General features: G+C 54.3%; 22 protein-coding genes. 7 read left to right on the top strand and 15 right to left on the bottom strand.

Annotated elements, in window-relative coordinates:
- The first annotated feature begins 158 nt into the window (after positions 1 to 158).
- Entirely contained in the window at positions 159 to 401 is a 243-nt protein-coding gene (locus MKZ79_RS07390) for a YceK/YidQ family lipoprotein (RefSeq protein WP_336141375.1), read from the top strand.
- 2 nt (positions 402 to 403) lie between these two features.
- Here the strand turns inward: MKZ79_RS07390 and MKZ79_RS07385 are convergent, their stop codons facing one another.
- From MKZ79_RS07385 to MKZ79_RS07360, 6 genes are all read right to left on the bottom strand, one after another.
- On the bottom strand, positions 404 to 811 hold the full coding sequence (locus MKZ79_RS07385; RefSeq protein ID WP_336140968.1) for a MysB family protein: 408 nt from the start codon (positions 809 to 811) through the stop codon (positions 404 to 406).
- Positions 812 to 1,014: 203 nt separating this feature from the next.
- Positions 1,015 to 1,824: a DUF6216 family protein gene (locus MKZ79_RS07380; protein WP_336140967.1), complete on the bottom strand. Its 810-nt coding sequence runs from the start codon at positions 1,822 to 1,824 to the stop codon at positions 1,015 to 1,017.
- A gap of 221 nt (positions 1,825 to 2,045) precedes the next feature.
- On the bottom strand, positions 2,046 to 2,855 hold the full coding sequence (locus tag MKZ79_RS07375; protein ID WP_336140966.1) for a flagellin N-terminal helical domain-containing protein: 810 nt from the start codon (positions 2,853 to 2,855) through the stop codon (positions 2,046 to 2,048).
- 252 nt (positions 2,856 to 3,107) lie between these two features.
- Positions 3,108 to 4,334: a multidrug efflux MFS transporter MdtG gene (gene mdtG / locus MKZ79_RS07370; RefSeq protein WP_336140965.1), complete on the bottom strand. Its 1,227-nt coding sequence runs from the start codon at positions 4,332 to 4,334 to the stop codon at positions 3,108 to 3,110.
- Between the two features lie 134 nt (positions 4,335 to 4,468).
- Positions 4,469 to 5,389: a Kdo(2)-lipid IV(A) acyltransferase gene (locus tag MKZ79_RS07365; protein WP_336140964.1), complete on the bottom strand. Its 921-nt coding sequence runs from the start codon at positions 5,387 to 5,389 to the stop codon at positions 4,469 to 4,471.
- A gap of 156 nt (positions 5,390 to 5,545) precedes the next feature.
- The gene (locus MKZ79_RS07360; protein ID WP_336140963.1) at positions 5,546 to 6,640 is read right to left on the bottom strand and encodes an NADH:flavin oxidoreductase/NADH oxidase; all 1,095 of its coding nucleotides are present in this window, start codon (positions 6,638 to 6,640) and stop codon (positions 5,546 to 5,548) included.
- Between the two features lie 199 nt (positions 6,641 to 6,839).
- Between MKZ79_RS07360 and trhO the strand changes: the two genes are divergently transcribed.
- A complete protein-coding gene (trhO, locus tag MKZ79_RS07355; protein WP_336140962.1) occupies positions 6,840 to 7,892 on the top strand; it encodes an oxygen-dependent tRNA uridine(34) hydroxylase TrhO in 1,053 nt (350 codons plus the stop codon).
- Between the two features lie 467 nt (positions 7,893 to 8,359).
- Entirely contained in the window at positions 8,360 to 9,850 is a 1,491-nt protein-coding gene (gene proP / locus MKZ79_RS07350; RefSeq protein WP_336140961.1) for a glycine betaine/L-proline transporter ProP, read from the top strand.
- A 59-nt stretch (positions 9,851 to 9,909) separates the two neighbouring features.
- Here the strand turns inward: proP and solA are convergent, their stop codons facing one another.
- From solA to pyrC, 5 genes are all read right to left on the bottom strand, one after another.
- The gene (gene solA, locus MKZ79_RS07345) at positions 9,910 to 11,016 is read right to left on the bottom strand and encodes an N-methyl-L-tryptophan oxidase (RefSeq protein WP_336140960.1); all 1,107 of its coding nucleotides are present in this window, start codon (positions 11,014 to 11,016) and stop codon (positions 9,910 to 9,912) included.
- A 101-nt stretch (positions 11,017 to 11,117) separates the two neighbouring features.
- Complete coding sequence (bssS, locus tag MKZ79_RS07340; protein ID WP_336140959.1) at positions 11,118 to 11,372, bottom strand: biofilm formation regulator BssS; 255 nt, start codon at positions 11,370 to 11,372, stop codon at positions 11,118 to 11,120.
- A 239-nt stretch (positions 11,373 to 11,611) separates the two neighbouring features.
- On the bottom strand, positions 11,612 to 11,857 hold the full coding sequence (locus tag MKZ79_RS07335) for a hypothetical protein (RefSeq protein WP_336140958.1): 246 nt from the start codon (positions 11,855 to 11,857) through the stop codon (positions 11,612 to 11,614).
- 139 nt (positions 11,858 to 11,996) lie between these two features.
- Positions 11,997 to 12,242, bottom strand: a complete 246-nt coding sequence (gene dinI, locus MKZ79_RS07330; RefSeq protein WP_246758723.1) for a DNA damage-inducible protein I — start codon at positions 12,240 to 12,242, stop codon at positions 11,997 to 11,999.
- Between the two features lie 68 nt (positions 12,243 to 12,310).
- On the bottom strand, positions 12,311 to 13,357 hold the full coding sequence (pyrC, locus tag MKZ79_RS07325) for a dihydroorotase (protein ID WP_336140957.1): 1,047 nt from the start codon (positions 13,355 to 13,357) through the stop codon (positions 12,311 to 12,313).
- Between the two features lie 313 nt (positions 13,358 to 13,670).
- Between pyrC and MKZ79_RS07320 the strand changes: the two genes are divergently transcribed.
- The gene (locus MKZ79_RS07320; RefSeq protein ID WP_336140956.1) at positions 13,671 to 13,856 is read left to right on the top strand and encodes a hypothetical protein; all 186 of its coding nucleotides are present in this window, start codon (positions 13,671 to 13,673) and stop codon (positions 13,854 to 13,856) included.
- 42 nt (positions 13,857 to 13,898) lie between these two features.
- On the opposite strand, the gene MKZ79_RS07315 is transcribed toward MKZ79_RS07320, so the two are convergent.
- The 4 genes from MKZ79_RS07315 to grxB form a co-directional block, all read right to left on the bottom strand.
- Positions 13,899 to 14,330, bottom strand: coding sequence for a hypothetical protein (locus MKZ79_RS07315; RefSeq protein WP_336140955.1), 432 nt, complete (start codon positions 14,328 to 14,330; stop codon positions 13,899 to 13,901).
- Entirely contained in the window at positions 14,327 to 14,695 is a 369-nt protein-coding gene (locus tag MKZ79_RS07310) for a tlde1 domain-containing protein (RefSeq protein ID WP_336140954.1), read from the bottom strand. The genes MKZ79_RS07315 and MKZ79_RS07310 overlap by 4 nt, the downstream gene beginning before the upstream one ends.
- 318 nt (positions 14,696 to 15,013) lie before the next feature.
- A complete protein-coding gene (locus tag MKZ79_RS07305) occupies positions 15,014 to 15,577 on the bottom strand; it encodes a lipoprotein (RefSeq protein ID WP_336140953.1) in 564 nt (187 codons plus the stop codon).
- A 141-nt stretch (positions 15,578 to 15,718) separates the two neighbouring features.
- Positions 15,719 to 16,366, bottom strand: coding sequence for a glutaredoxin 2 (gene grxB / locus MKZ79_RS07300; protein WP_336140952.1), 648 nt, complete (start codon positions 16,364 to 16,366; stop codon positions 15,719 to 15,721).
- A gap of 283 nt (positions 16,367 to 16,649) precedes the next feature.
- On the opposite strand from grxB, the gene rimJ reads away from it, so the two are divergent.
- Genes rimJ through MKZ79_RS07285 form a run of 3 tightly spaced genes read left to right on the top strand, consistent with a single transcriptional unit; the run spans position 16,650 to position 18,803 of the window.
- A complete protein-coding gene (gene rimJ / locus MKZ79_RS07295) occupies positions 16,650 to 17,246 on the top strand; it encodes a ribosomal protein S5-alanine N-acetyltransferase (RefSeq protein ID WP_336140950.1) in 597 nt (198 codons plus the stop codon).
- Positions 17,246 to 17,884, top strand: a complete 639-nt coding sequence (locus tag MKZ79_RS07290) for a DUF480 domain-containing protein (RefSeq protein ID WP_336140949.1) — start codon at positions 17,246 to 17,248, stop codon at positions 17,882 to 17,884. Before rimJ ends, MKZ79_RS07290 begins: the two co-directional genes overlap by 1 nt.
- A gap of 1 nt (position 17,885) precedes the next feature.
- Positions 17,886 to 18,803, top strand: a complete 918-nt coding sequence (locus tag MKZ79_RS07285) for a Gfo/Idh/MocA family protein (protein ID WP_336140948.1) — start codon at positions 17,886 to 17,888, stop codon at positions 18,801 to 18,803.
- Positions 18,804 to 18,920: the final 117 nt, after the last annotated feature.

Here is an 18,920-nt window from a genome sequence, read left to right as displayed (position 1 = left end):
CATAGAACATGAAAACGTCATACCGGAGGAAAGGGCGCACAGCCAGTCGGAAAGGGGCTAAACTCAGGTCAGGAGATTTACAAATATTTTGCAACAGGCGGGCTTTCTGCCGTTAACGGTTACTGTACAATAGCGCGTTTTTCAGGCAGACCTTGATGATGACCAGAACACTATTACGGGTTTTACTGTTGGCTTGCTGCCTGACGATGCTGACCGGCTGCGGCAGCATCATCAGTCGAACCCTGCCCGGACAGGGGCACGGCAATCAATACTATCCTGGCGTGCAGTGGGACGTCCGTGATACGCCCTGGCGCTTTCTGACGATTATCGATCTCCCGCTGTCGCTGGTGTTCGATACGCTGCTGCTGCCGGTGGACGCGCATCACGGCCCTTACGAATAGATTTACTCCCAGCGATCCATTCTGTCGGAGTCGGGGTTGTCATCTTCCCACTCTTCCGCCGCGGCCTTGCCTTCTTCGGTGTCGCCCGGCGGCTCCAGCTGAAATTCGCCTTCATCCCATTCGTGCAGCGTGTTCTCAGGCAGCCACTCCTGACGCAGTTCAATCTCGTCGAAATCGCCGTCGAAGATTGCCTGTGCCGCTTCGCCGCTGCGCAGCGCCAGGATTTCGCCTTCATCGGTATCATCAGCCAGAAATTCCGCCTGCCACATAATATCGCCATCCTGCATCACATATTTTTGCAGGTTGAACTGGCCGACCGAAGCTTCATCCTCTTCCATTTCCGGGTTGGCGGCCAGGAACTCTTCGCGCGCTGCGTCGATAGCTTCTTCCAGCGTTGCGTACATGCTCATTGGGTTTCTCCATAACGAATATTGCAGGTTTTTATGAAGGATAGTCGAAGATCGGCTGGGGTAAACCCGCAGCGCAAAAAAAATAAATGTCTATTTATGATTAACAATCAATGCGTTAGTTAAGGAAAATAGATGTGATGCCTAAAGAAAGAGCGAGGCCGTATGGCAGAAACATCAGACCAGCGGCGCTACGCCAGCCTCTTTTAACCCTGTCCGGAGCGTTTTTTTGTCAGCGCGATAAAATCCAGCGCGTTGAGCCTGCGGTGAAAATATTTCAGGGTATAGCCGCCGAAAAAGAGAATGTAGAGTCCCAGGTAGAGTAAAATCCGCTGGCTGCGAATGATTTTATCGATGGCGGCCGCTTCTTTTTTATCCTGAAAGGCCTGACAAATACCGTTAACCGATGACGGCGTGATGCCAGAGCGCCTGGCAAAATCGCCCCGGTTATAGCCTGAATCGGCGCAATCGCTGGCCGTAATAGCGACATCGCTAAACAGAGGCTTTGCTCGCTGATGATTGATAACAAACCAGGGATCTTGCTTATCAAGCCTGACGATAGCGTTTGGCGTCAGTCCGCATAGCGAAACAAATAAGCCTGACAGGATCAGGGAAATAAAAAATATCGCCACCAGCACGGTCGAGGTGATACCGGGTTTTCTGACCGTCAGCGTGGAGACCGTGAACCAGCCTTTAAGGCCCGATATTTTTCTGACGTCATGCTTTTGCTCTTTAATCCAGCGGGTAAAAGCTTCTATTTCCTGAGTGGTAATGGCTTTCACATTATAGATGGCGTTGAATTTATCGACATCGTGCTGCTCTTTGTGGAAGGCATCCAGCCGCTTATGATAAAAATCTTTTTTGCCGACAAACAGGGACCAGAGTTTATCGCTGATGCTGTAGAGCGAACCGGATTTTTTATAAAAATAGAGCCATATCGTCAATATTATCAACAGGGCCAGTGAAAATTTGAATAAGGAATCGAACTTTTCAACAAACTGCACAAAGCTGTCCATACTTAACTACCTGTAATGATTTCAGTCAGCAAAGTATCCCATTCGCCAGATCGGCAGGCAAGGCGCGCAGGATGAACAGGCGGCGATCGTGGGCTATGTTTAGCGACGACAAGTTTATGTGGCTGGGAAATGTTGGCTGGCGCGATGAAGGGCAGAAAAACAAGGCTGCTTTAGAAAGAAAAAACCCCGGCCAGGCCGGGGTTGAGAAGGAGAAGCAGAACTTACTGCAGCAGAGACAGAACGCCCTGTGGAACCTGGTTGGCTTTTGACAGCACGGAGGTACCCGCCTGCTGAAGGATCTGCGCCTTCGACATGTTGGAAACTTCAGTAGCGTAATCAGCATCCTGGATACGTGACTGTGACGCGGTCAGGTTAGTCACAGAGGTGTTCAGGTTGTTGATGGTGGATTCGAAACGGTTCTGAATCGCACCCAGGCCGCTACGTGCGGTGTCGACATCTTTGATACGCGCGTCCAGGTCAGACAGGTTGCCGCCGGTCACGCTGAAAGAGGCACCCAGACCAGAAGCCTGGAAACCCGCGCCGGACAGGTCGATGCTGATGACGTTAGCGTCGGTCGCGTCGTTAGCGCCAACCTGGATGTTTACGCTGCCGGTTGAGTTAAAGATTGCCGTGCCGTTGAAAGTGGTCGCCGTACCGATACGGTTGATTTCAGACAGGCGTGCGTCAACTTCTTTCTGGATTGAGTCGATGTCGTCGGCGCTGTTGGTGCCGTTTTTCGCCTGCACGGTCAGTTCACGGATACGCTGTAAGTTGGTGTTCATCTCGTTCAGAGAGCCTTCAGCTGTCTGGGTCAGAGAGATACCGTCGTTGGCGTTGCGTGATGCCTGAGTCAGACCTTTAATCTGCGAGCTCATACGGTTAGCGATAGCTTCGCCTGCTGCGTCGTCTTTGGCGCTGTTGATACGCAGACCGGAAGAAAGACGCTCGATAGCGGTGCTCAGAGAAGCCTGTGATTTGTTCAGGTTGTTCTGAGTGGTCAGTGACATGATGTTAGTGTTGATAACGGACATAATCGTTTCCTTAAAGTTTTACCAGGGTTCGGATACGGCGCCAGGATGCCCGTCACCGTCTGTATTATTTATCGTCACACCCTGAAAAAACTTTAAACAGATTTAGCATAAAAGCTGTCCGGCAAGGCCAGAAAAAAGCGTTCCGGTCTTTATCAATAAGTTACGCGTATGTTAACTGCGAAAAACTTAATAAGCTCTGCGGCGCATCCCCAAGCGCGCTGTAAAAATACGTTTTTTCTGTAAAGCCCTGACTTATGTTTCCGGCAGAGCGGAACGGCGGCGCAGCGTCTGCCATGAATAAACCGCGTTAAACAATACAACAAGTGCCGTTACGATAAATACCGCCCGGAACCCCCAGTGCGCCGACACCATCGCGCCAATCAGCGGCCCGGTGACATTACCGATATCGCGAAATGACTGGTTATAGCTGAAAATGCGGCCGGCGACGCTGTTGCTGACGTTATAGATCAGCAGGGTTTGCACCGCGGGCAGCAGCGCGCCGTCGGCCGCGCCCAGCAGAAAGCGCAGGATGCCCAGCTGCAGCGGATTTTGCACCAGCGACATCGGGATCAGCAGCAGAACCGACAGGATCAGCATAGCGATCAAAATCTTTTCCGGGCCAATGCGATCGCCCAGCTTGCCCAGACGCGGCGCGCAAAGCAGAGCCGCGACGCCCGGCACCGAAGCGATAGCGCCGCTGACAAACGCCAGATTCTCTATATTCCCCGCCAGATCGCGCACATAAAGCGTCAGGATTGGCGCCACGGAGCCGGTAGCGACCTGAATAATCAGCGTGGTGACGAACAGCGACAGCACCAGCTTCGGATTTTTTAACGAGGTAAAAACCTGGCGCGCGTGCAGCATATCCTTCTTCTGCACCGGCACAAACTCTTCCTTAATGGCCAGCAGCGTCATCACAAAGCAGATAAAGAGCACGGTCGCGGTGATAAAGAACACCGGTCGCAGACCAAAACTATCCGCCAGCAGACCGCCGATCAGCGGGCCCAGCAGCGCGCCGCTGACCGCGCCGGTAGAGAGCCAGCCCAGCGCCCAGCCGCTTCTTTTCCGCGGCACCTGAGTGGCGATCAGCGCGTTGGCGTTTGGCACGAATCCGCCCAGCAGGCCCAGCAGCGCCCGTAGGATCAGAAACTGCCAGACCGAGGTCGCCATCCCCATCAGCACCATAATCACGGCCATGCCCAGCGCCGAACGCAGCAGCATGATTTTTCGCCCTTTGCGATCGGCCAGGCCGCCCCAGAAAGGCGAGGCGATAGCGGAGAAAAGAAAGGTGATGCTGAAGGCGAAACCCGACCACAAGTTCAGCGCCTGCGGATCGCTGACGCCCAGCTGCTCGATATAGAGCGGCAGAAAAGGCATCACCAGGCTGAAAGCCATGCCGGTGAGAAAGCAGCCGCACCAGGCGACGAACAGATTTTTTTGCCAGTTAACGGTACAGGAAGGAAGATCGGTTGTAGCCATAAGCGCCCGTCAGGTCAGTTTATTAGCAGACTAAGTATGCGCTTAAAGCTGGCCGCTTAACAGCGCTCTCCGCTGAAAAAGCAGGTAATTGACGAGGCGTTGAAGATTGAGCGGAACGCTTTCCGCCCGGAAAATCAGTAAAGAGAAGGTTCGCCGGCCGGGCGCGTTTTAAAACGACGATGCAGCCACATATACTGCTCCGGCGCCATCAGCACGCCATGCTCGACCACTTTATTCATTCGCGCGGCAGTCGCGGCCTCATCGTCCAGCGGCATCTCTTCCTCCGCCGGCAGGATCACCATTTCATAGCCTTTGCCGTGCGGCAAACGGCGGGGAACAAAAGGGATTACGGCAGGCTGACCGCTGCGGATCAGCAGATAGCTGCCTTTGGTTGACGCCGCTTTCTCTACCCCAAAAAAGGGCACGAACACGCTGCTTTTCGGGCCGTAGTCATGATCGGGCGCGTACCAGATAATATCGCCGTTTTTCAGCGCGCGGATCATGCCTTTCAGATCCTTGCGATCCAGCATACTTTTATTGGAGCGCATTCTTCCCCAGGTTTGCAGCCAGTCCAGCAGCGCATTGTCGTTGGGACGATAGACGCCAATACCGGGATTATGAATGCCAAAGATGCGGGCGCCCAGCTCCAGCGTCAGGAAATGCATCCCGATCAGCAGCACGCCTTTCCCCTGCTGATGCGCCTTAGCGATATGCTCCAGCCCGCTGACCTGGAACCATTTACTGACGCGCCAGTTGGGCCAGAACCAGGCCATGCCGGTTTCGATCAGCCCCATGCCAACAGATTCGAAATTGCGCACCACCATCGCCTCGCGCTCCGCCTCCGGCATTTCCGGAAAGCACAGCTCGAGATTGCGCCGCGCTACCGCTACGCGACGGGTCATAAAACGCATCGAGAGACGGCCCAATCCACAGCCCAGGCGATAGAGCAGAGGATAAGGCAGCAGCACCAGCACGTAGAGCAGACCAATACCCAACCAGGTAAACCAATAACGGGGATGCAACAAAGCACGCGTAAACTGAGGCAGCTGAGTCATGAGTTTCCAGATCGCAAAAAAGGGGCACTATTATGCTGCCCGGGATTTATTATTTATGACCTATTGTGCCATTTTTTAGCAGCGAACTGAAATAATGCGTTGCGATTCAGAAGGTTTAAACGCCAGCGCACGGGCGCGCTGGCGTGAAGGGCAGGGTTACGAGTTAAAAAGACCTTTTACCTCGTGAGGTTCACAGCGCCAGTACTGTTCCGGCGCATCTACCTTAGCGCCCAGCTCGGCGGCGGCATGCCACGGCCAGCGCGGGTTATAAAGCATACCGCGGGCCAGCGCGACCATATCGGCTTCGCCTTCGACCAGCACCGCTTCCGCCTGACGCGGTTCGGTGATCAGGCCGACCGCGATAACCGGAATAGCCACTTCTTTTTTAATCCCCGCCGCGAAAGGCACCTGATAGTTCGGGCCGACGGTGATTTTTTGCTCCGGCGCCAGGCCGCCGCTGGAGACGTGGATATAGGCGCAGCCTTCCGCTTCCAGCGCTTTGCTCAGCGCGATGGACTGCTCCAGATCCCAGCCGCCGTCGACCCAGTCGGTGGCGGAAATACGTACGCCGACCGGCTTGTCAGCCGGGAAGACGCGGCGTACTTCGCGGAACACTTCCAGCGTCAGCCGCATCCGGTTTTCCAGCGAGCCGCCGTACTGATCTTCACGCCTGTTGGAAAGCGGCGACAGGAACTCGTGCAGCAGATAACCGTGCGCGGCATGTACCTCGACCAAATCCAGACCCAGACGGTCTGCGCGGATTGCGCCATCGACAAACGCCTGTTTAATCTCTTCGATACGTTCCAGGGTCAGTGCGGTCGGCGCGTTATCGCTGTCGTTAAAAGGCACGGCGGAAGGCGCGGAAGTCTGCCAGCCGCCCTGTTCAGGCTGCAGGAAACTGCCGCCACGCCACGGAACATCGGTAGAAGCTTTACGACCCGCGTGGGCCAGCTGAATGCCGATCGGCATCGGAGAGTAGCGGCGAACATCCTGCAGCACGCTGTCGAGCGCCTGTTCGGTTTCGTCATCCCAAAGGCCCAAATCCTGCGGCGTGATGCGTCCGGCAGGCTCGATGGCCGCAGCTTCGATAATCAGCAGACCCGCGCCGGAAAGCGCCAGGTGGCCAAGATGGATACGGTGCCAGGCGGTAGCTTTGCCGTGTTCGGCGGAATACTGGCACATTGGCGCGATGGCGATACGATTTTTAAGCGTTAACTTGCCCAGCTCGATTGGGCTGAATAGCTGACTCATGCAATTTCTCCGTGAAAATAGAAGCGGAACAGGCTAACTATAGGCGGATTTTTTTGTGATGATGGTCAGGATATGCTTTTCTGCTGCTTGCAGAATAATAACTTTCCTGCTGCCTGTTTTTCACCAGCCGTTTTTGTTTTAACAACATTCAGGTATGATAGCGCCCGCAAAATTCTCATCAGCCGCAGGAACGTACACCATGCCAGTGTTACATAACCTTGTATCTAATGAAGAACTGAGGGCGCGTATGCTGGCCGAAACCGAGCCGCGCACCACAGTTTCTTTCTATAAATACTTTACTATCAACGACCCGAAAGCCTTTCGCGACGCGCTCTATATCGCATTGACCAAACTGAAGGTTTTCGGTCGCGTTTATGTCGCTTCTGAAGGGATCAACGCGCAGATCAGCGTGCCGGCCAGCAATTATGAAGCGATGAAGGCTATGCTTTATGCCTTCGATCCGGCGCTGGACAACCTGCGTATGAATATTGCGCTGGACGACGACGGCAAATCTTTCTGGGTGCTGCGCCTGAAAGTGCGCGAGCGCATTGTGGCCGACGGCATTACCGATGAAACGTTCGACGCCAGCGACGTCGGAAGCTACCTGAAAGCGGATCAAGTTAACGCCATGCTGGACGATCCGGACGCGGTTTTTGTCGATATGCGCAACCACTATGAGTATGAAGTGGGCCATTTCGACAACGCGCTGGAGATCCCGGCGGACACCTTCCGCGACCAGCTGCCAATGGCCGTCGATATGCTGAAGGAAGAGAAAGACAAAAAGATTGTGATGTACTGCACCGGCGGTATTCGCTGCGAGAAAGCGAGCGCCTGGATGCGTCATAACGGTTTTGAAAATGTCTATCACATTGAAGGCGGCATTATCGAGTATGCCCGCCGCGCACGCGAGCAGGGCTTACCGGTACGCTTCAAGGGTAAAAACTTCGTGTTTGACGAGCGCATGGGCGAGCGCATCTCTGATGACGTCATTGCGCACTGTCACCAGTGTGGCGCGGTTTGCGATACGCACGTCAACTGCAAAAACGACGGCTGCCATCTGTTGTTTATCCAGTGTGCGAGCTGTGCGGAAAAATACCATGAATGCTGCAGCCCAATCTGTATGGAAGAGCTGGCGCTGCCGCCGGAAGAGCAGCGCGCGCGCCGCGCTGGCCGTGAAAACGGCAATAAGATCTTCAATAAGTCGCGCGGCTTGCTGAATATGACGCTGAAAATTCCGACGCCGGACAGCTGATTTTTCACAGTAGTAGTGCAGGGCCGGTTTCGCCGGCCTTTTTTATTACGCTTTTGCCGCCGAAAGCTGACCCTCTCTTACCTGATACGATCCACCCATTATCCACGGCGCGCAGACTGGCTCCTTGCGACACCTTTTCAGCGATATCTACATAGTTACAACATACTAAAAAATCAGAGTAACCATACATCAGCCGCTGCTGCCGTTTTTAACAGAATTTTTCACTCAGGGTATCCTGCTTCGGTAAAGCAGAAAAACACTATTGGCACACTATTAAAGTGACTATTGGAGCGATTTCTGTCACAAACTTGATAAAAACAGGTCTGTCGTATAGAGTAAATTCCAGTAAAGAAACGTCTTTGTACGATTTTCCGCTGCTTTATAGCTTTCATTCCCTTCTATTTTCACAGGCTCCATCGGCAACGAAAGCTATGATGCTGCGACTCATTTCTCACACAGGGGAACGCATGAGCACGCAATCAGAAACCCGACACAAAAAGCACTTCTGGCAGAAAAAACAGAAAGAACTCACCGTAGACGACATCACTATCGTGGATAACGATATGCTGAAGCGTGCCGTTGGCGCGGCCGCGCTTGGTAACGCTATGGAGTGGTTCGATTTCGGCGTATACAGCTACCTTGCCGTGACTATCGGTAAAGTCTTCTTCCCCGGCGGCAGCTCTGCCGCTCAGCTGCTGGCGGCGTTCGGCGCCTTTGCGGCGGCCTTTGTGGTGCGTCCTATCGGCGGCCTGGTGTTCGGCCCGCTGGGCGATAAAGTAGGGCGTCAGAAAGTGCTGGCGGTCACCATGATTATGATGGCTATCGGGACTTTCTGTATCGGCCTGATCCCAAGCTACGACAGTATCGGCATTCTCGCGCCAATCCTGCTGCTGGTCGCGCGTCTGGTGCAGGGCTTCTCTACCGGCGGCGAGTACGGCGGCGCTGCTACGTTTATCGCCGAATACTCCACCGATAACCGTCGCGGCTTTATGGGCAGCTTTCTGGAGTTCGGCACGCTGGGCGGCTACCTGCTCGGCGCGGGATTGGTGACCGGCCTGACGGCGGCGATGCCTGAGGCGACGCTGCTGGACTGGGGCTGGCGTATTCCTTTCTTTATCGCCGCGCCGCTGGGGCTGTTCGGCCTCTATGTGCGCTTGAAGCTCGAAGAGACGCCAGCTTTCCAGAAACATATGGAAAAACAGGATGCGCTGGAGCACAGCAAGCCGCGTCTGTCGCTGCTGCAGATGCTGAGCAAATATCGTGCGCAGATGTTGAAGTGTATCGGCCTGGTGCTGCTGTTTAACGTCTCCAACTATATGCTGACCTCTTACATGCCAAGCTATCTGACAGGTATCCTGGGACTGAGCGAAATGAGCAGCCTGCTGCTGATTCTGGTGGTGATGTTTGTGATGATGCCGCTGACGCTCTTTTCCGGCCACTGGAACGATCGCCTGGGCCGTCGTCCGGTGATCCTGAGCGGCGCAATCGGGCTGATTATACTGGCAGTGCCGTGCCTGATGCTGATTGGTTCCGGCAATATGTGGTTGGTATTCGCCGGACTGATTATTCTTGGCGTGCTGCATACCTGCTTTAGCGGCTCCATGCCGGCCACGCTGCCTGCGCTGTTCGCGACCGATATCCGTTACAGCGCGCTGGCGATTGGCTTCAACCTTTCAGTTTCGCTGTTTGGCGGCACTACGCCGCTGATTACTACCTGGCTGGTGGAAACGACCCATAATCTGATGATGCCGGCTTACTATCTGATGGGCGCGGGTGTTATCGGCGTGATTACCGTGTTTACCATGCGTGAAACGGCTCGTAAGCCGCTGACCGGTTCTGCGCCTGCGGTCGGTAGCGAAGCAGAAGCTCACAAGCTGGTGAAAAAGCTGCGTTTGCGTCAGCAGAAGAAAGAGGCGGCAGCGGCGACGGCAAAACAGACCGCCGCTAACGGTAATTAACGGAAACTTTAATTATTTAAATCGGAAGGGCGGCATTTAAAAGTGCCGCCTTTTTTTATTTAAAAGCGGGAAAAAGAGAAGGGCGTTAAATCAAATTCCGCCGCTTTGCTTTGCGCGAATTGCGCGGCAATTTCGCCCAATACCGTGGCGAATTTAAAACCGTGACCGCTTAAGCCGGTAATAATCAGTCGATCCGCTCCCAGCGTGTCGATAATAAAATCTTCGTCAACCGTATTATCGTAAGTGCAGGCTTCACCGCGTAAACAAACGCCAACGCCAGGTAAAAACTGCCGTAAAAAAGCGAACAGTTCGCTGCCGTCTTCCACAACCGCACCAAAAGCTTTGCGCTGCTCGGGCGCATCGATCGGCTGGCCACCGTTATGCTTACCAATTTTAATGGCGTTGTTTTCCGCAGGGAAACCGTAAAACTGGTTGCCGTCCGGCGTTTCCACGGTGAAAGCGGGGAACCTGTTGTTTTCGCTGTAGCGGCCATCTGCCTGATGCCAGGCGAACACCTTTCTGACTGGCGTAACCGGCAGTTCGGGCAGCAGCGTCTTGACCCAGGTGCCTGCGCTTAGCAGCAGCTTTTTACCGCGAAAAGTGCCTTCCGGCGTTTCCACCAGCTGCAGCCCGTCGCGCTCCTCAAGAGCGGTAACCGCGCAGTTAAACAGTTGCGCGCAGCCGGCATCTTTACACAGACGGATCAGTTGGCGAACGGCTTCTTCCGATTTCAGATAGCCGGAACGCTGTTCGAAAATGCCGATATAACCTGCAGGAACAGAGAGTTGCGGCCAGCGTTGCGCAGTTTCTTCGCCGCTGAGGATCTCGACCGGCAGAGAAAATTCGTCGGCGCTTTGCCGTACATTGCGGATAAATTCGGAATGTTCCGGCGCCAGATTGAGTACGCCGCTGCGTTGCATCAGGCGTTCGCCGCACTGCTGCTCCAGCTCGTCCCACAGCTGCTGCGCCCGCAGCACCATAGGCACGTAGCGTGCGCCTTCGCCATAAGCGTGGCGGATTAAACGCGACTCGCCGTGATGGCTGCCTTCCTGGTGCGGCGGATGCGCGCGATCGATCAACAGGACGTTAAGTCCCGCCTGGGTAGCGTACCAGCCGGCGGCCGCGCCTACCGAGCCGCTGCCTACCACTATTAAGTCATAAACCATCTGCGCCTGGCTCCTTTAGTAAACCGGCGGTCAGGATAGCAAAATGTTGCAGAAATGAAAAAGGCACCCGTTTGGGTGCCTTCAGGGTAACGCGTGCGAAATTAGTGCTTTTTGTAATCGCGATCCTGATATTCAGTAGCTTCGATCTTCGCTATGCCAGCTTCGAGAATAGAGATAAATTGTCTGGCAACATCGGTGGTCAGCCAGTAGGTCTGACCCACTTCAGCTTCATCGCTCGGCTGCTCGTTGGATGAAAGCGAATGCAGACGGATCATCATGGCATCGTAGCTGTCTACGGTACTGATATCCCACCCGATGAGGGGATGTGTCTGGATTACCTCTTTGTTTCTGTCCATTATAACCCCCTTATTACTCGTGTTAACAATGACAACGAAGTGATTTATCGAGGTTCAATGCGGCCTTTTTTCATAGAGCAGGATAATTATAACAGAGATTCCGCTACTCACAGAATGAAATCTTAATTCGGGCCGATTGCCTTTAATTATAGCGGGATCGCGTACGCAGAAACTAAACACTACTGCTCCCGATATCAGAAATATCGGCAGCGCGGCGATAAAACTTGAGTAAATATTATTCACCCGGCTCGTTTGGCCAGCTCATCGGCCAGCGCAGTGAAATAGTGCTGCTTATTTTCATCGTGATCCGGACTGGTCGCTTCCAGCCGCAGTTTATCAACCAGCCGCAGCGCGGCCGACTCGTCCAGGCACAGGGAAAGGGAGGAGAAAGCAACCTCCAGCACGCTCAGGCGGCGCTGTTGATCGGCAATCAGCGCCAGCAGTTCGCCAAACGTCATCGCTTCTTCGGGGTTTTCAGCATTCATGGAAAGACCTCAAGGCCGGCACGGCCGCTTGCATCAGGTCACTCTACTATAGCCAGATTCTGTCGGGAGCAAAGGGGGGAAGAAAAGAAAAAAGCCGGACGGCGAAGCCCGGCAAAAAACGGAAAGAGGGACGCGCTGCTCAGTCGGTGATAAACCAGTCGTCGGCGCTTTCCCAGGTTTCCTGCAGGATATCGGTAATCTGGTCTTTCGCCTCTTTACCGCCGCCCATTACCGTCAGATTATTCGCTGCGGCATAGCGTACCGAGACGCTGTGGGCGGATTCAGGAAATTGTTTATCAATACGCTTGCTCAGCTCGGCGCTCAGCGCGTCAATGGCGCCGGCGGGCAGCGAGGTCGTTTTTGCTACAGTGACTTCAATACGCATAAAAGCCTCCGATGAATTCACTGTGAATATATACAGTAAGATTTACGGAAGCAATCATTTTGTCGGGATTAAAGTTCGACGCGCCAGTTCAGCGTTTCGCCAGCCAGGAAAGGCACCAGCGTATCTTCGCCCAGCGAGACGCTTTCCGGTACCGTCCACGGCTGGCGCACCAGCTTAATGGTGCCTTCATTCAGCGGCAGGCCGTAAAAACGCGGGCCGTTTTCGGAACAGAAGGCGGCAAAATGCTGAAGCGCGCCCAGCTCTTCAAACACGGTGGCATAGGCGGGCAGCGAGGAAGGAGCGTTAAACACGCCCGCGCAGCCGCAGCTGGCTTCCTTGCGGTGGCGCAGATGCGGCGCGGTATCGGTACCCAGGAAGAAACGTGAGTGACCGCTGGCGACCACCTTACGCAACGCTTCCTGATGTACGTTGCGTTTAAGGATTGGCAGGCAGTAGAGATGCGGCCGCACGCCGCCGACCAGCATATGGTTGCGGTTAAACATCAGATGCTGCGGCGTAATGGTGGCGCCAAGCAGATCGTTACTTTCTTCTACGTAAGCGGCGGCCTCTTTGGTGGTGATATGCTCGAACACCACTTTCAGTTCGGGATAGCGCTTGCGCAGCGGCTCCATGACCGTTTCGATAAAGCGCGCTTCGCGATCGAAGATATCAATATGCGCGTCGGTAACTTCGCCGTGGATCAGCAGCGGCATACCGATTTTCTGCATGCGCTCCAGCACTGAAGCGATGGCGTCGATATTGGTGACGCCATGACTGGAGTTGGTGGTGGCGTGAGCAGGATAAAGCTTGGCGGCGGTGAACACGCCAGAGCTGAAGCCTTTTTCCACCTCGTCGGCTTCCAGCGAATCGGTCAGATAGCAGGTCATCAGCGGCGTAAAGCTATGTTCCTCCGGCAGCGCGTCCAGGATGCGATCGCGATAGGCGATAGCGGCCGCCACGCTGGTTACCGGCGGCACCAGGTTAGGCATAACGATTGCCCGGCCGTTTACCTCGCTGGTAAAAGGCAGCACGGTTTTCAACATCTCATCGTCTCGCAGATGGATATGCCAGTCGTCAGGGCGGCGGATAATAAGTTGCTGAGGGTGTGCAGTCATGGACAGGCTCCGGCAGAAGTGAAATCGGTATGGCGCGATTTGGCCGGGTATCAAGGATAAAGGCAAAGCCAATCGTTTGCACCTGCTTTATTTTCTTTTTTCTGGCAGGCGCTTAAGCACAGAGTCTCTTCGGGTGATTCTGTAAATAGTGCACGTAATACTCGCTCCCTCATTCCCTGAACAGAACGCGGCGCTGTCCGCAAAGATGTTGGAAACCGATCGAGCGTAGGAAGTCTCTGGGAAGCTGGGGGAGGGCTATTTTAAAATCAGTCAGCCTGCTGCCTGTCCGGAAGGCGACCGCCAGCGCGTACTGATGGCGAGAGAAAACGGTCGTGTCAGCTATCAGGATGCTAAGCCAGCTGCAATCGTATTTTCGCCTGATGAGATTCCCGAACTACTACGTGCGCATGGAGAACATTTTAGTAATGCGCTGGTGGCTGAAATCATGAAAGAGAGCCTGGCGGCATTGAGCAGGCGAGCCAATCGCTACATTGAATAACAGTAACAGTAAGAAGCCCCTGCGCTGACACAGGGGCAACAATCAGAATTCACGCTTAACAATTAGATAACCGTTGAATTCTACATTACACTCATAATCGTTTGCGATAGTAGAGACGAGGAAAATATCTTCTTTTCCCTCTTTGTTTTTAACAGTAAACTTAATTATAAGATTTCTGGGATTATATGATGAATAAATCTCTTTATTATCGCTTATTGATAAAAGGGTATCAGTTTTATAGGTTTTTTCGGCGTAATGTTGTGATAGCAAATCAGAGACAGGCTCGTTAAATAGCAATTCCGTAGTGACCCCTTCGGGCGGTATGCTCTTGATGTCAATATGCATTTCCTCATGCATTTTATCCATCATCCTTATTGCCGTACCTGATATGGGCGACTTACAGTTATTGTCAAGCACCGGCGCGGCAAGCGGACAGGTGCTGCAAATAATTAATGGCAGGAGTAAATATTTCATTCAACAATTAACTCCCTGTCACCTGATTTCCATATTTCCTTACGAAATCGTGGGTCAAGTATAATACAGCCGTTTGACGCCGTGCCAGGCTCTTTTCTGCTGTCACCATGAATCAAAAAGCCATCGCGACCACACATGCTATTACCTTTATCCGGCTCCAGCCGTAGCGTAAACTCACCCGCTTTTTTATGAGTGAACGGCACGCCCACAATCCTGTATTTGCCTCGTGGCAGCGGGCCTTTATTGCGCAAGCATTCATACTCAGGGTTATCCTTATAGCCTGGGGCACCAGCGTAAAGCGCGCTGAACTTGTATTCACCGTTATGCTTAAAGGTCTTCATCATCACACTGTAAGTCCATGACATTATGTCTCTCCTTGTTGGTTAATGAATATTCCATTAGCGCAAACAGTTAACCGATTTAACGCACAGGTTCCAGTACGGCAAAAGAAAAATTGAATCGAGTTAAACTGACATCAAATAAAGGTTGATTTTGTTCCAGGCTGGTATATTCTCTCTTCAGAGTGGGATTTCTATACTTACGCCATTTACGGATGGGTTATACCAGAAGCTGACTTGCTAAAAGTGGCAAATATAAACGCTTCGCAATATTCACGCGAGAAAAAAAGTGCGCGGCGCTGCCGAAAAAGCGAAGGCAGCGCCGCGCAGGAAAACCCTGAAACTTTACTCGGTGAAAGGAATAATCAATTCGCCCGGTTTCACCACAAGCCCCTTCGCAAAGCGTTTCGCCAGCGATTCCGCCTTGCTGCGATCCGTACTCAGTACGTAAACCGGTTTCTGGTTGAAATAGTCCTTCAGCGACTGGCTGAGATAAGGCGTCAGCGTATTCAATACGCCCTGCATCTTCTCAGGCTGCGCCTGCAGATCGACAAGCTGCATATCTTTCAGAAAGATGGCGCCTTTTTCCTTGTCAAAAAAGGGCTGCGCTTTCATGGTCAGCAACATCTCCGCATGCTGCGGGCCGAACAGCGAGCTGACGTCGACGGTGGCCTTGCCGGTCAGCGTTACTCTGTCCGGCTCTTCCCGACCAATCTTGCTGTTAAGATCGGTCAGAACGATATGGGCGTCCACCAGACCGGCCACGCCAATCTGCTTTTCATAATTATTGTGCTTCTGCAGCGCCTGATTCACCTCCTCTTCGCTGACGCTGTACTGCGTCAGCTTGTTGCAGCCTGCCAGGCTCAGGGCCAGCATCAGGGCCATCGCGCCCCGCATCAAATTGTTCATAGTGCTCCTCATCGCGTTATAACGTCAGCTACCCCTTGTGACGCAAAGCGGTAGCTTGCCCGACAAATGGCAAAGAGTCACCGGGCCGGCGGGAAAAATTGTGACGAAATAAGGCGGGGCCGCGCAGGCGACCCCGAAAGATCAGGCAGCGATAGAGGAGAGCAGATTAATCTGGGTCTGTTTGGCCATGTTATCGCGATAGTCGGCCACGCGACTCGGATAGTCGACGCCCGCCACCAGCGACAGGGAACGCAATACAGGGAACAGATGAATATCATCCAGCGAAAGCTCGCCGTTAACCGCATTGGGTTTGACGATCAGCTTGTCGAGCTTGCGGAGATCGTCGTTGATATTTTTGATAAAGCCTTCGGAATGCTGACGCAGCTCGGCAAAGCTGCCGACGCTGGCCTCTTTTTTCTGCGTAAAGTAGCCGCGCGCTTCCGGCGTGGCGAACTCGGCGAAAGAAGCCGTGGCGATGCGGGGCAGCAGCAGCTTGTTCAGATAGCTGTTAACGTGACGCAGCCAGTCGCTGATTGCGGGATTGGTGCGGCCGGTCAGCAGCGGCTCGCCGTCGCTTTTATCCACATAGTTAACGATATCCAGACTTTCCGGCATACAGCTGCCATCTTCTTTCATCAGGATCGGCGCCATCTTCTGGCCAATCAGCTTTTTCGGCGTGGCTTCGTCATCGTTCAGCATCACCACCAGCTCGACCGGCAGATTTTTCAGACCAAAAATCATGCGCGCTTTCACGCAGAACGGACAGTGATCGTAGATATAGAGTTTCAAAGTGCCTCCTTACAGCGATGAAGGTAACGGCGAACCGTTACTCTTCTGAATGTCTTCAGGGAGTATGGAAGAGATCCGCTGACAGGGCAAACCGTGACTCTGGTCATAAAGTCTGGCCGCACGAGCTTTATTCGCGCTTTTCAACCGCGTGCGCGCTTCTCTTTGCAGAAATTTCCGGTCATTATTTTACCCGACTGCAATCAGGCGGTTATAGTGAAGAGACGCGCGGGCGGCGACCCGAAGCGGCCCTTTGATTGCTGTCCGGCTGAATTCAGGAGAGAAGATGTTTGGCTATCGTTCCGCTGCCCCTAAAGTTCGTCTGACCACCGACCGGCTGGTGGTGCGTCTGGTTCACGAACGCGACGCCTGGCGGCTGGCGGATTACTACGCGGAAAACCGGGCGTTCCTGAAACCCTGGGAACCCATTCGGGATGAAAGTCACTGCTATCCTTCCGGCTGGCAGGCGCGGCTGGGATTGATTACCGATATGCACAGACAGGGTAGCGCTTACTATTTTGCGGTGATGGATCCGGATGAAAACGAAGTGCGCGGCGTAGCGAACTTCAGCAACGTGGTGCGCGGCTCTTTTCACGCCTGCTATCTCGGCTATTCGCTGGGGCAGAAGTGGCAGGGTCAGGGCATCATGTTCGAGGCGCTACAGGCGGCAATCCGCTATATGCAGCGCCAGCAGCGTATGCATCGCATTATGGCTAACTATATGCCGCATAATCAGCGCAGCGGCAATCTGCTGGCGCGGCTCGGTTTTGAAAAAGAGGGCTACGCCAAAGACTATTTGCTGATTGACGGACGCTGGCAGGATCACGTGCTGACCGCGCTGACCGCCAGAGAATGGACACCCGAACGACGTGGACCTTTGTAATGAAAATTCTTCTGCCCGCCGAGGCGCGCATTATCGGCTGCTTGCTGGAAAAGCAAATTACCACACCCGACCAGTATCCTATGTCGCTGAATGGCGTCGTCACGGCCTGTAATCAGAAGTCGAACCGCGAACCGGTGATGACGCTGAGCGAAACCGCCGTGCAGGACGCGCTGGATATGCTGGCGAAAAAACACCAGGTGACTTCGCAAAGCGGTTTCGGTAACCGCGTGGTGAAATATGAACATCGCTTCTGCAACAGCGAGTTCGGCCAGCTTAAACTCTCTTCCGCCGAAGTGGCGCTGGTGACGACGCTGCTGCTGCGCGGCCCGCAAACGCCGGGCGAGCTGCGAACGCGCAGCGCGCGCCTGCACGAGTTCGCCGATATGGCGGAAGTTGAGCAGACGCTGGAAAATCTCGCCGCGCGCGAAGATGGCCCTTTTGTAGTCAGGCTGGCGCGCGAGCCGGGCAAACGCGAGAGTCGCTACATGCATCTGTTTAGCGGCGAAGTGGACGAGGCGGCTTTACCAGCCTCTGTTGAGACGGCGGAAGGCGGCGATCTGGCGACAAGAGTTGCCGAGCTGGAGCGTCAGATGGCGGAAATGCAGCAGCAGCTGGCTCAGCTGCTGAAAGGAGAGTGAGATGACGATGCTGCGCGTGGGAATGGTGGGATTAGGCAATATCGCGCAAAAGGCGTGGCTACCTGTGCTGGCGAACGCGCAGGGCTGGCGGCTGGCGGGCGCGTTTTCACCCAATCAGCAGAAGGCTCGTGCGGTTTGCGACAGCTGGCGCATGCCGCTCTACGCTTCACTGGATGCGCTAGCGCATGATTGCGATGCGGTTTTCGTGCACACCTCGACCGCCACGCACTTCAGCATCGTGAAACAGCTGCTGCTGGCGGGCAAGGACGTTTGCGTGGATAAACCGCTGGCGGCGACGCTGGCCGAAGCCGAACAGCTGGTCACGCTGGCGCAGCAGCGCGGCCGCAAGCTGATGGTCGCCTTTAACCGCCGCTTCGCGCCGCGCTATCTCCAGTTGAAAAACCTCGACGGGCTGGCCTCGCTGCGCATGGATAAACACCGCAGCGACAGCGTCGGCCCGCACGATCTCTTTTTTACCCTGCTGGACGACTACCTGCACGTGGTGGATACGGCGCTGTGGCTGGCCGGCGGCGGCTCGTTGCAGAGCGGCACGCTGCAGACCAACGACGAAGGCGAAATGCTTTATGCGGAGCACCACTTTCAGTACGGCAGGTTACAAATAACCACCAGTATGCATCGCCGCGCCGGCACTCAGCGCGAGTCGGTGATGGCGATAGCGGACGGCAGCGTCTGGCAGGTGGACGAGATGCGCGAGCTGCGTCAGGAAACTGCCGGACGGCTGGTTATCGATCCCGTGCCCGGCTGGCAAAGCACGCTGGAGCAGCGCGGTTTTGTCGGCGCTGTCCATCATTTTATCAACTGCGCGCAAAATCAGACTATGCCGCAAACCTCCGGCGAGCAGGCGCTGGCGGCGCAGCGAGTGATTGAAAAGCTCTGGCGCGAAAGCGACAAGGAATAACGCTGTAACAATCGACGGTGGTTATTTCACGGCATATCAGTAGACTATGCCGGCTTTCGGTCGTCTGCAGCGGCCGGAAAATATCCGTGGCCGCGCCACCTCATCAATAAGAATCGA

The sequence above is a fragment of the Erwinia sp. CGal63 genome (genome assembly GCF_037026505.1).
In the GTDB taxonomy this organism is placed as follows: Bacteria; Pseudomonadota; Gammaproteobacteria; order Enterobacterales; family Enterobacteriaceae; genus Erwinia.
This window is presented reverse-complemented; position numbering and strand designations above follow the sequence as displayed.